This is a genomic window from Megasphaera hexanoica (genome assembly GCF_043520715.1).
Taxonomy (GTDB): Bacteria; Bacillota; Negativicutes; order Veillonellales; family Megasphaeraceae; genus Megasphaera; species Megasphaera hexanoica.
Window position 1 is genome coordinate 1448052 of sequence record NZ_CP171361.1, and the last position, 11758, is coordinate 1459809.

General features: G+C 48.5%; 9 protein-coding genes and 1 pseudogene. 5 read left to right on the forward strand and 5 right to left on the reverse strand.

Features of this window, described 5'->3' with window-relative positions; genetic code table 11:
* Positions 1-26 precede the first annotated feature (26 nt).
* The gene (locus ACGTIC_RS07200; RefSeq protein WP_113856084.1) at positions 27-722 is read left to right on the forward strand and encodes a gamma-glutamyl-gamma-aminobutyrate hydrolase family protein; all 696 of its coding nucleotides are present in this window, start codon (positions 27-29) and stop codon (positions 720-722) included.
* 105 nt (positions 723-827) lie between these two features.
* On the opposite strand, the gene ACGTIC_RS07205 is transcribed toward ACGTIC_RS07200, so the two are convergent.
* Together ACGTIC_RS07205 and ACGTIC_RS07210 are read right to left on the reverse strand one after the other, a co-directional pair.
* On the reverse strand, positions 828-3749 hold the full coding sequence (locus ACGTIC_RS07205; RefSeq protein ID WP_113856083.1) for a DUF3427 domain-containing protein: 2922 nt from the start codon (positions 3747-3749) through the stop codon (positions 828-830).
* A gap of 20 nt (positions 3750-3769) precedes the next feature.
* On the reverse strand, positions 3770-4180 hold the full coding sequence (locus ACGTIC_RS07210) for a (deoxy)nucleoside triphosphate pyrophosphohydrolase (RefSeq protein ID WP_113856082.1): 411 nt from the start codon (positions 4178-4180) through the stop codon (positions 3770-3772).
* Positions 4181-4936: 756 nt separating this feature from the next.
* On the opposite strand from ACGTIC_RS07210, the gene ACGTIC_RS07215 reads away from it, so the two are divergent.
* Together ACGTIC_RS07215 and ACGTIC_RS07220 are read left to right on the forward strand one after the other, a co-directional pair.
* Positions 4937-6115: a M20 family metallopeptidase gene (locus ACGTIC_RS07215; protein WP_113856081.1), complete on the forward strand. Its 1179-nt coding sequence runs from the start codon at positions 4937-4939 to the stop codon at positions 6113-6115.
* A 76-nt stretch (positions 6116-6191) separates the two neighbouring features.
* Positions 6192-7388, forward strand: a complete 1197-nt coding sequence (locus tag ACGTIC_RS07220) for a hypothetical protein (RefSeq protein WP_075582197.1) — start codon at positions 6192-6194, stop codon at positions 7386-7388.
* 5 nt (positions 7389-7393) lie between these two features.
* Here the strand turns inward: ACGTIC_RS07220 and ACGTIC_RS07225 are convergent, their stop codons facing one another.
* Positions 7394-7735: a M48 family metallopeptidase gene (locus tag ACGTIC_RS07225; RefSeq protein WP_113856080.1), complete on the reverse strand. Its 342-nt coding sequence runs from the start codon at positions 7733-7735 to the stop codon at positions 7394-7396.
* 178 nt (positions 7736-7913) lie between these two features.
* Between ACGTIC_RS07225 and ACGTIC_RS07230 the strand changes: the two are divergent.
* Positions 7914-8089: pseudogene (locus ACGTIC_RS07230) on the forward strand (IS200/IS605 family transposase); the annotation flags it as partial.
* 35 nt (positions 8090-8124) lie between these two features.
* The gene (tnpB, locus tag ACGTIC_RS07235) at positions 8125-9234 is read left to right on the forward strand and encodes an IS200/IS605 family element RNA-guided endonuclease TnpB (protein WP_394542126.1); all 1110 of its coding nucleotides are present in this window, start codon (positions 8125-8127) and stop codon (positions 9232-9234) included.
* A gap of 248 nt (positions 9235-9482) precedes the next feature.
* Here tnpB and ACGTIC_RS07240 read toward each other — a convergent pair whose 3' ends face one another.
* Both ACGTIC_RS07240 and ACGTIC_RS07245 read right to left on the reverse strand, forming a co-directional pair.
* Positions 9483-10772 (reverse strand): M18 family aminopeptidase, encoded by a 1290-nt coding sequence (locus ACGTIC_RS07240; protein ID WP_113856079.1) that lies wholly within the window; start codon positions 10770-10772, stop codon positions 9483-9485.
* Positions 10773-10799: 27 nt separating this feature from the next.
* Positions 10800-11711 (reverse strand): LysR family transcriptional regulator, encoded by a 912-nt coding sequence (locus ACGTIC_RS07245; RefSeq protein WP_113856078.1) that lies wholly within the window; start codon positions 11709-11711, stop codon positions 10800-10802.
* Positions 11712-11758: the final 47 nt, after the last annotated feature.

Below are 11758 nucleotides of genomic sequence, written 5' to 3' on the forward strand. Positions count from 1 at the left end.
GGATTTATGATGAGGAGGGGTTGATTATGAAAAAAATGGTCGGCGTGATGCCGCTCTGGGATGATGAAAAGGAAAGTATCTGGATGTTGCCGGCATATATGGAAGGCTTGAAAGCGGCAGGGATGGATTCTTTTATTTTCCCTATGACGCAGGATGAGGATGAAGTGAAACGGCTTGTCGGGCTTTGTGACCAGATCCTGCTGACCGGGGGACACGATGTCAATCCTTCGCTGTATCAGGAGGAACCGGTGAATGCATCGGTTGAATGGAATGAGACGAGAGATGTGATGGAAGAGAGGGTCATATCCCATGCACTGGCTCAGGATATGCCTGTCCTGGGAATCTGCCGGGGACTGCAGATCCTGAATGTGGCACTGGGAGGTACGTTATACCAGGACCTGCCGCTGCAGCATCCGTCAGACACGGATCATCATATGACGCCTCCCTATGACCGGCCTGTTCATACGGTCCGGGTCCTGCGGGACACGCCGCTTTATGATCTGTTGCAGACGGAGCATATGGGCGTCAACAGCATTCATCACCAGGCTATACGGAAACTGGCACCGGATTTGCGGGAAATGGCCCTATCGGAGGATGGCCTTGTAGAAGCCGTCTATATGCCGGGGAAACGCTTTGTATGGGCCGTCCAGTGGCATCCGGAATATGGGTTCCCCTCTCATGAGGACTGCCGTGCCATTTTCCGTGCATTTTCCCGGGCATGATGTCCTGCTGGATAGTGGCGGATGCATGGCAGGAATCCTGTTTGTTTTCTGCATCCGTATGGTGCACCGGCTGATGAAACGGTAACGGAATCCCCTATCGGCCGGTCAGTGGGTAAGATATTCATACAGCCTGGTTTCGACCGGGACATCCAGCTTGAACTGGAAATTGACGACTGGCAGTGTTTTCCCATCATTGCCAGTCATTTCTTTTTGTAGTGGTCCGGCGACTACCGCGAGGTCTCCCAGATAGTAGAAATCGGTGCCTTCGCTGTCACTTTTTTTGACAAAGAGCAGTTTCCGCGTCAGTGGCGACTGGATTTTGGGAACTTCTCTGGAATCCAGCCGGACACGGGACCGGGTCATCCAGCTGAAGCGGCCGGGCGCGATGAACTGGTCTTCGTATTTGGTGCTTTCGGAAATATCGTCGCTCTTTTTATAGGTGACAAAAATCGGGCAGGTGCGCCGTCCCGTCGTTTCAAAATCGCTGTCATCGACGATGGCATAGCCATTGAGCGTCCCTTCGCGGTTCGTCTTATAATTGAGCAGGCGCGATACGTCTTTACGGGAGTATTTTCCATAGCGGACGAATCCGCCGGCATAGGCCTGGCCGTCGGTCTGCTTGTGGAACTGGTATATGCCATAGGCCAGACAATCGTTCAAATAGGTCAGAAATTCGCTGTTTTTTATGAGGAACTTCATCTGGGGCGTCAGGACGAACTGATCTTCCTTGAGCGATACGAGGGCAATGTGCCGGTATTTTTTCTGGGCCGTCTGTGTAAAAAAGTGCAGGGACAGGACATTTTCGATGCCGGCAATCGTTTTTTCCGATGTTTCATAGCCACAGGTATGACGTATATACGCCCGGAAATCGCTTATAGAAAGGGAAGGATGGGATAAGAGATACTGCAGGATCCACAATTCCTCCAGCCGTTTGCCATTGGCCAGTTCCAGACTGACCAGTTTCAGCACGGCTTCATGGTCTTCCGTGAGCGTTGCCGGTGTCTTATCGATGCTTTGAGCGTAGGCGAAATAGGACTGACTTTTTTTGACATATAAGTACGGATCTTTATCCCCAAGCCTTACGAAATCCATCATGAGCGGCCGCCGTCCCAGACGGTATTTCAAATCTTTATAAGACTGCTTTAGTTCCTGCGCATCGGCCAGCCATTTCCGGTTGTTGATGGCTTCGTATATTTTTTCTTTGACGACATCCTGGAAATGGACAGAGGTGGAACCGGGCAGGAAATTCTGTGACATCGTACGCCGCACATCGTCCTTGTTGTAGGTGCGGTCTCCGTAGAGGGCGATAGGCAGAAGAAAATTGTTTTTGTAATTGCCGATGAAATCGAGGACTTCCAGATAGCGTTTATGGGGGAATTTGCGCAGGCCGCGGCCCAATTGCTGGACGAAGATGATGGCCGACTGGGTAGGGCGCAGCATGATGATCTGGTCGATTGAGGGAATATCGACCCCTTCGTTGAATATATCGCGGGTCAGGATGTACTCGATATAATCAGGCGTCGTATCCGGACTGCCTTCGAGGCGGCGGATGGCATCATCCCTCATTTCCGGGGTAGAATCACCGCTGAGTGCTATGGCCCGGCGGCCATGCTTTTGCAATAAGCCGGCCAGTATGCGGGCTTCTTCGACGCGGCTGCAGAATATAAGACAGCGCAGGCGGTTTCCATCACACCCGTAATAAGAAGAGTAGTACAGGATATGGCGGACCCGTTCTTCGCAGGTCAGATCCTGTATGGTGGCGGATTCATCCAGTAGTTCCCCATTTACGGAAATATCGGCAATGCCGTGATAGTGGAACGGTACCAGCATATTTTCCGCCAATGCCTGATGGAGACGGATTTCATAGGCGATGTGGTGATGAAACAGTTCGTAGATATCGAAATCGTCGGACCGTTCCGGCGTGGCCGTCATGCCCAGCCAGAACCGGGGTTTGAAATAGTGGAATATCCGTTGGTAGGAAGCCGCTCCGGCACGGTGTACTTCATCGACGACAATATAATCAAACGAGTCCGGAGAGAATTTTGTATATACGTCAGGCTGGGAAAGGGTCTGGATCGTACAGAAGAGGTAAGGTGCATTCCAGTCTTTCTGATTGCCGGATAACAGGCCCGTATCTTCCCGGTTGCACCAGACGGTTTCATAACTCCGGCGGGCCGCTTTGGCGATGAGTTCCCGGTGGACGACGAATAAGAAACGCTTTGGCTGGAAGATGCGCACGTCAAAAGCAGACAGATAGGTTTTGCCTGTGCCCGTTGCCGAAATGAGGAGCCCCCTGTCAGCGCCCTGGTCGCGCAGCTGCCGGAGTCCCTGCAGGGCTTCCTTCTGCATGGCATTGGGATTGATGGTCTGCATGCGTGCCAGATGGGTATGCCGGGGCCTGTTACAGGTGTATACACGTTCGTACGCGTTGATCCAGTTTTCATCGACGGGGACGGCTTCCCTCCAAAGCATATCGAATTCTGAACGCATCTGCCGGATGAGGCCGCCATCTTTGGATGAGGTGAAAAAGACATTCCATTCCTGGTTTGTCGTCAGGGCGGAGGCCGTGAGGTTGCTGCTGCCCAGAATCATCGTGTAGTTTTCCTGAGTCCGGTTGGGCAGATGGAACAGATAGCCTTTGGCGTGGAAGCCGTGGTCTTCCGTGACCATGCGGAGCTCGATGGATGATGGCGGACAGAGATAGGTCTGCAGGGTGAGCAGGTCGCGAAGGGCGTCGGGTTCAGTGAAGTTCAGATACTGGGAAGCCAGGATATAGCCTTTGACCGGACGGTCTTTATATTCCAGCAGCACATCTTTCAGGCAGGCAATGCCTGATTTGGTGATAAAGGCTACGGAAAAATAAAACTCATCGCAATAAGAAAGCTGCGTAACCAGTGTATCCAGCACTTTCGTCTTTTGTGCGCGGTTATTGGTCACAATACGGGGAACATACCGTGAATCCGCTTTCGTATTATAATCGATAAAACCTTCGCGTAAACAATTTTCCAGTACATTGCCTGTCGTCATCGTGGAGCACCCTTTACTATTTAATCCGGTTTCGATTCAAAAACTAATTTTTCCATGATAGGCTGATCGGCTGCCGCCCAGTCCAGGGATGGCAGTTCCTGCGGCGGAAGCCAGCATGACGCAATATGCTCTTTGCGGATAAATTCCGGTGAAGAGAGGGGACAATAGAAGGCATGCATGGTAATGGCAAAATCGGGGTACTGATGATGGACCGTCATATATAAGTCACTTTCCTTGATGGTCGTATGAATGTTCATTTCTTCCCGTAATTCCCGTTCCAGTGCGGCGTGCCGTGATTCTCCCGGTTCTATTTTTCCGCCAGGAAATTCATATTTGAACGATACATAAGGATATTTCCCCTTTCCCCGCTGCATGCAGAGAATGTTTCCATTATACGTCAGAATAGCCGCTACGACTTCCAATTGTTTCATCAGTTCGTCACCTTTCCTGTCAATTATTCTGGATCTATTATACTATTTCTTGTTTATCGATACCAGGGCAGAAAAAATGCCTGTGCCTATATGGATTTTTAGCTGCCAGGATAGGAATTGCCATGGACCTGACTAAATATATATGACAAGCTTATACAATCGGTATTCAGAAAACGGGGAACGCCATATACGAAATGTTCTTCTGTCTTTGTGAAATGGACAATATAGCAGTGTGAAAGTATTAAATATAGTAAATTAATACCCTTGTTTTCTTAAAATATTTCATAATAAGCCAAATTTTTCTAAATGCATAAAAATAGAAGTTCTGAATATGCGTTTTGGTAATTGATTGAGATAAAACAAAACATTTTTCACAATAATTAATTGATATTTGTAATTTCGCAATAGACATATCAAATAAGGCATTGTTTTATGCATATTCTATAAAATTTAAAAATAATTGGAATAATATTAGTATTAGCATTTATAATTTAAAATAAATGCTTTACAAAATAATGAAAATGACGTAAAATCAAGCTATAAAGAATATAAACGCATTTAATTAATGCGTTTATATTCTAGCTGGCCGGACAAAAAATAAAAACTGTATGATTTTCATGTACGCGTACAAAGAATAAAAAAGCGCTAAGATGATATATTGAAAAAGAATTATCTTTCAATTATCAAATCTTATTTTCTTTACTATGTCGTATTCGTATTATTTAATGAATATTTATGTGATTGGAGTGAAAACATATGGAACATGATAAGCTGATGGAACGATATAATGATGACATCATCCGCCTGCGCAGGGAGTTTCACCGGCATCCGGAACTCAGTTTCGAGGAGACAGAAACTACGCGGAGGATAGCATCTGTTCTGGATGAATGGGGGATTCCGTATCAGATTAATGAGGAAAAACATACAGGACTGGTTGCCAGGATTTCCGGTGCCCATCCTGGAAAAGCGGTGGCTCTCCGGGCCGATATAGATGCTCTTCCTGTAACGGAAAAAACAGGACTTCCTTTTGCTTCGGAAGTTCCCGGACGGATGCATGCCTGCGGTCATGATAATCATATTGCCATGCTCCTGGGAGCGGCACGGATGCTGCTTGATATAAGAGATCAAATATATGGCGATGTCTATCTGGTGTTTCAGCCGGCAGAGGAAGCTGGCAAAGGCGCGGTCTATATGAAGAAATTTGGTGACTGGTTTGCGAAAATAGGGGCCATTTTCGGTGCCCATATCTGGAGCAGCGTACCGGCTGGTACCGTTGCCATCCGCACTGGCCCATTCATGGCGGCGGCAGATAAATTTACTATCCGCATTCACGGAGTCCAGTCTCACGGTTCCCAGCCTTGGTCCGGCGTCGATGCCATCGTGGTCGGTTCGGCTATTGTTACGAATCTCCAGTCCATTGTATCCCGTCAGCTCTATGCCATTGATCCGGTCGTCGTGACGGTCGGTAAATTCCAGGGTGGCGATCGCTGGAATATTGTGAGCGGCGAAGCCGTACTGGAAGGGACAACGCGGTATTTCCGCCGCGAAATCGGCCCGGAACTGAAGGAACGGATGGAACGCATTGTAGAAGAAACGGCCAAAGCCTATGGCGCCACGGCAGAATTAGACTATCAGTTCCTCATTCTGCCCACCATTAATGACGATGCCTGTACGGCCATCGCCCGCCAGGCTGTGACGGAAGTGCTGGGACCCGATGCCATTCAGGAAAGTGATCTGGTCATGGGCGGAGAAGACTTTGCATTTTATCAGGAAGACAAACCGGGATGTTTCATATTTGTAGGTACCCATAATCCCGATTGTAACGCAACCTATCCGAATCACAGCAATTATTTTACCTCTGATGAATCAGTTCTTGCCGGCGGTGCACGGGTATATGCCCAGATGGCCATTGACTGGCTGAAACAAAATAGCTGATACAGAATCATGGAGATACAAGGCTGCTGCGGTGGGGATCGTCTGGCAGCCGGAACATACAAGAAAGGGTGATTGTATGTATAACTTTGCTTTAGCTTTTACCATCTGTGCTATATTTTATATTGCCGGGGAATGGGTAGACAAACTTACTCATGCCTGGGTGCCATCTGTCTTTGTTACGGCTATTCTGATGCTGCTGGGTTACTGGTTTATCCTGCCGTATAATCTGATTACAGATAGTGTACTGCTGCCGTTTGGTGCTACACTGGGCCTGTTCCTGTTACTGGTCCATATGGGAACGGTACTCAGCCTGAAACAGCTTATGATGCAATGGCGGACCATTGTCATCTGTCTTGCCGGTCTGATCGGGATGTGTACGGCCTGCTGGTTCCTGTGCCCCCTGTTTATGGACCGGACCCTCATGATTACGGGACTTCCGGCTCTGACCGGCGGGATTGTCGCGGCTACGATCATGCAGCAGGCTGCTGCCAAGGCAGGACTCGTGACGGCGGCTGTCTTTGCCATTACGATATATTGTGTACAAGGTTTTGCCGGCTATCCTCTGACGGCGGTTTGCCTTAAAACGTACGGAAAACAACAATTGAAATTATTCCGGGCCGGAAAAATCACCATGAGTGAAGCCGATAAACATGCCGTAGAAAATGCCAACGCCGCCGTAGGTGTCAGTCATGCCAAAACGATTCTGCCACAGCTGCCGGCTCAGTTCGATACGACTGTTGTAAAATTAGGAAAGCTGGGATTTGTCGCATGGCTGGCGACCCTGGCTGGTTCGGCGACGGGAATTTCCGGTGCTATCTGGGCTCTTGTGTTTGGTGTCGTCTTCTGTACCATTGGTTTCCTCGACCGCGATGCCCTGAACAAAGCGAATTCGTACGGCATTTGCATGTTTGCACTGATGATGTTCATATTTGATGGCCTGAAAGACTGCACACAGGAAATGTTGTTATCCATTATCGGGCCCATGTTCGTCCTGATTATCATCGGCGTTATCGGCATGGCTATCATTGCCTTTATTGCCGCTCGTGTTCTTCATATTTCGTTTTACCTGGCATTTGCCAATGGACTTACTGCCCTGTATGGTTTCCCGCCCAATATCATCATTACGGAATCGACCTGTGATTCTCTGGCAACGTCTCCTGAAGAAAAGGAATTCCTTATGAGTCGTATGTTCCCGTCCATGCTGGTAGGTGGTTTCGTAACGGTTACCATTACCTCGGTCGTACTGGCCGGAACGTTTGCTTCCTTCTTATAACAGAATCATTTGCTCATACAGATCCGTTCATAAAGAAAAAGGAGCTGGCCTGTGATATGCTTTCCGTCAGTACGGCGGTATACATATCGGCAGGTACAGCTCCTTTTTTGGTTGTAAGAGAGTTTTCCGGATTGGGTCAGAAATCGGGCATAGTCCAGATGGCCCCGGGCGGGATTGGCATCGTGGGACAGGTAGTCCTGATAATAAGCAAGACCCCGGTCTTTCTGATTCAGCGCAATATAGTTCCGGCTGATGATGTAACTGAGCATCCTGTCCTTTTTCCATTCCGGATGTGCCTCAACCAGTATCTGCATATGATGAACGGCTTTGTCTTTCTGTCCCGTCATATATTCGTATATCTTCTTTTAACCTAATCCGCCAGAAGTCCTCCACCTCTTAGGTGGGGGATGAAGGCGGGTATGGCGAATTTACGTAAGTAATTGAGCCATACCATTGCTCTGTAGATAGTTCTGTAGATAGTTCTGTAGTATAATTAGTCGTATATGAGAAAGAATTGATTATACTATGAAATTGGATAGCAATAACCATTCAGTATTCTTACTCTATTACCATCTTGTTTTGGTGGTAAAGTATCGCCGCAAAGTATTCTCTATACAGAACTATCAAAATTCATCAATGCTTATAAAAGTGCCAGCTCTAGGCTGATCAAAAAAGATTTTCCAGAGGTTAGGCGTAAATTGTGAATACATAGAACATCAAGGCTGGTGAGATTATAGTGAATAAGGCATACCGATACAGGCTCTATCCAACGGCTGAACAAAAAATTATGTTTGCCAAGACTTTCGGCTGTGTCCGATTCATCTATAACAAGATGCTTGGAGACCGCCTTGATTACTATAAGGAAACCGGTAAGAAACTGAATAATACTCCTGCACAGTACAAGGAAGAATTCCCTTGGCTGAAAGAAGTGGACAGTCTTGCTCTTGCCAATGCACAGATGAACCTGAACAAGGCATATAACAATTTTTTTCGCAACCGAAAACATTTTGGCAAACCGCACTTCAAGTCTAAGAAGACAGGCCACTGCTCATATTCTACGAACAATCAGAAAGGCTCTGTCCGATTAGAAGGAAATAAGGTTAAATTGCCTAAAGTTGGTTGGGTAAAATTATGTCTGCATCGTCCCCTGATGGAAAACAGCACGATAAAGACCGTTACCATAAGCAGAACACCTTCAGGAAAATTCTATATCAGTATTTTGGTGGAGTACGAAAACCAAATACTCCCTATAATGCCGAAGAAATTTCTTGGGCTTGATTTTGCCATGCACGGTCTATATGTTGCTTCTGACGAAGATGATGCGAATTATCCAAACTTTTTGCGTAAAACCGAGAAGAGATTGGCTCAAGCACAAAGAAAACTATCCAAAAGGCAAAAAGGAAGCCACAATCGTGAAAAGCAAAGGCTTCGCGTAGCTGTGCTTCATGAGAAAATTGCCAATCAACGCCGCGACTTCCTGCACAAAAAAGCCCGCTACTTGGTAGACCACTATGATGCCATAGGTATTGAGGATATCAGCGTCAAGGCGATGGCTAAACGCAAGAAAGGCGGTAAATTCAGTTTTGGTAAGTCCGTAGCAGATAATGGCTGGAATATGTTCACAAATATATTGGAATACAAATTAGCATGGCAAGGAAAACAGCTTGTAAAGGTAGACAAGTGGTATCCAAGCAGTCAGCTATGTCATGTTTGTGGCTTCCAAAACGATGCAACTAAGGACTTATCTGTAAGGGAATGGGATTGTCCTAAATGTGGCAGTCACCATAACCGAGATAAGAACGCTGCGATAAATATACGAGAAGAAGCTAGGCGAATATCTGCCTGACATAACGCATAAAGTACCGTGGGTCGCACGGAAACTTACGCCTGTGGAGAGAGTGTAAGTCGCCACAACTCTTCAGAGTCAGTGGTGCTGTTCTCGTTGAAGCAGGAAGCCCCCGCCTCTATAGACGGGGGTACGTTCACTAGACAAAATAAGGTTTCATCGAAATATACCGTCCCCATACTAAACAGACAAGGCTTATCGCATGAAACAGTTGCTATCATGTGGTAAGCCTCGTTTGCTTTTCCCGGTTACCGGCTGAAGAACAGGGTCATCAGTTTTTGCAGGGCTTCCTGGTCTGCTGCTCCCATGGTTTCCCGGGCAGAGTGCATGGCCAAAAGTGGCAGTCCGATGTCCATGGTGCGCATGGGCATGTTGGCCGACAGGAGAGATCCCAGGGTAGAGCCGCCGCGCATGTCCGAGCGGTTCAGGAAAAATTGACAGGGGATATCTTGGCTTTCGCAGAGGCTGCGGGCGATGGCAATCGCCTCGGCATCGCCCGCATAGGTCTGGCTGCAGGCTATTTTCAGGACCGGACCGCCGTTGAGGACGGGGAGGTTGGTGGGATCGATTTTATCGGGATAGTTGGGGTGGTACGCGTGGGCGGCATCGAGGGAGAAGACGTATCCGCCGCTCATATCGGCCCATAATTCCGATTCCGTATATCCGAGTCCGGTGTATATCCGCTGCAGGATCTGAGGGCAGACGAGTGATGCGGCCCCCTGCTTGCTGCGGCTGCCGACTTCCTCATTGTCAAAGAGGGCGATGAGATTGATTCCATCCGTACTGGTGCCATGGATCAGGCCCATGAGGCAGGCATATACCGATGTCTGGTTATCCAGGCGGGAGGCGGAAATGAATTCATTATTCCGCCCCAAGAGACAAGGCGGTTCTGTCGGATACACCGTCAATTCGTACGACAGGATATCGGCTGCCTGCAGGGAAAATTCGTCTGCCAGAAATTGCAGGAAAACGGACCGGTCATCGCCGGAAGAATCCCGGTCAGTCAGGGTGAACAAGGGGAGCATGTCTTTCTGGGGATTCAGTTTTTCCCCTTCATTTACCGTGGGATTCATATGGATTGCCAGGTGAGGAATCGTAAGGAGAGGGCGGCGGGCATCGACATAGCGCACATCCGGATGATAGGCGTCGTCACTGCGGAGCACGATTTTACCGGCCAGAGACAGCGGGCGGTCCAGCCAGGTGTTTCGGATCATGCCGCCATATACTTCGACATTGAGTTTCCCGTACTGCTGTGTCTGAATCGCCGCATGGGGCTTGATGCGCAGACAGGGGAAATCCGTATGGGCCGTGGCGATGTGCAGGTGACTACGCGGCTTCCTGCCGATGCGGAATGCCAGGAGCATCGAACCGAATACGCGGGTATAGTATGACTTTCCCGGCGTCAGTGACCACGTATGAGATAAGGAAAGAGGCGTAAATCCTTTTTCTTCCAGCAGGGAAATACCTGCTTTAACCGAGTGGAAGGGGGATACGGCCTTTTCCAGAAAATCAAATAATCCTGCTTGTACACGATTCATAGAACAAACCTCCGTTTCTTAACTATCTCAGATACCCTCGCCGGGGTGGGTCCCCGGCAGCCAGTTTTGGATGGTGAGGCATTCCCGGATGATGTGGGTCATGGATGGCGTGAGAAATTTATCTTTATGGTAGACAATTTGGAAGATACGCTGAAATGAAAGGCCCGGCAGGGGAAGTTCACATAGAAGTCCCTCTTCGATTTCCCGTTGTACCAGGCGGCGCGAGAGAAAGGCTGTCCCCAGATTGGCTATGACGGCTTTTTTGATGGCTTCGGAATTATTGTAGACGCCGCAGACATGATAGGGAATGGCGTGATCGTCCATGATGCGGGCAAACAATTCCCGCGTGCCGCTGCCAGACTCTCTCAGAAATACAGGGATATGGTCCAGATCGTGGCACTGGAGGATTTCCTTTCGGCTCCAGGGATTTTGAGGAGCGGCAATGGCCGTCAGTTCGTCTGTCAGGAATGGAAGGGCCGTGAGGTAAGGAGATGTCAGGCGGCCTTCGATGAGAGCCAGGTCCAGTTTATCTTCCATAAGCCGTTGTTCCAGTTCTTTGGTGTTGTGGATTTCTGAGAGGATTTCCTGCCCGGGTAGCCGTACGTGTTCGTGCTGCAGTAATTCGACCAATAGGACTTCCCCTATGGTAATGCTGGCACCCAGACGTATGGGAATCTGATTTTGCAGGGATTTCATCCCCGTTTCTGCTTTTTCGATGAGGGATGTAATCTGGTAGGCATATTGCAAGAGGTGCTGGCCGGCAGCAGTCACGAAGATACGCCGGCCCAGACGATGGAACAGCAACAGCCCATAGTGATCTTCCAGTTCATGGATGGCCTGGGTAATGGATGGCTGGCTGATGTGCAGCTGCCGGGCAGCGTGGGTCATATTCATGGTTTCGCAGACGGCGATAAATATTTGTAAATGGCGGATAGTCATGAGATTACCTCTGTTAGTATAAGTATTTACTTATGGTATATATTATA

Bases quoted from the DNA above. Each gene is read 5' to 3' on its own strand.
- ACGTIC_RS07200 (WP_113856084.1), top strand. From the start codon at position 27: ATGAAAAAAATGGTCGGCGTGATGCCGCTCTGGGATGATGAAAAGGAA.
- ACGTIC_RS07205 (WP_113856083.1), bottom strand. From the start codon at position 3,749: ATGACGACAGGCAATGTACTGGAAAATTGTTTACGCGAAGGTTTTATC.
- ACGTIC_RS07210 (WP_113856082.1), bottom strand. From the start codon at position 4,180: ATGAAACAATTGGAAGTCGTAGCGGCTATTCTGACGTATAATGGAAAC.
- ACGTIC_RS07215 (WP_113856081.1), top strand. From the start codon at position 4,937: ATGGAACATGATAAGCTGATGGAACGATATAATGATGACATCATCCGC.
- ACGTIC_RS07220 (WP_075582197.1), top strand. From the start codon at position 6,192: ATGTATAACTTTGCTTTAGCTTTTACCATCTGTGCTATATTTTATATT.
- ACGTIC_RS07225 (WP_113856080.1), bottom strand. From the start codon at position 7,735: ATGACGGGACAGAAAGACAAAGCCGTTCATCATATGCAGATACTGGTT.
- ACGTIC_RS07240 (WP_113856079.1), bottom strand. From the start codon at position 10,772: ATGAATCGTGTACAAGCAGGATTATTTGATTTTCTGGAAAAGGCCGTA.
- ACGTIC_RS07245 (WP_113856078.1), bottom strand. From the start codon at position 11,711: ATGACTATCCGCCATTTACAAATATTTATCGCCGTCTGCGAAACCATG.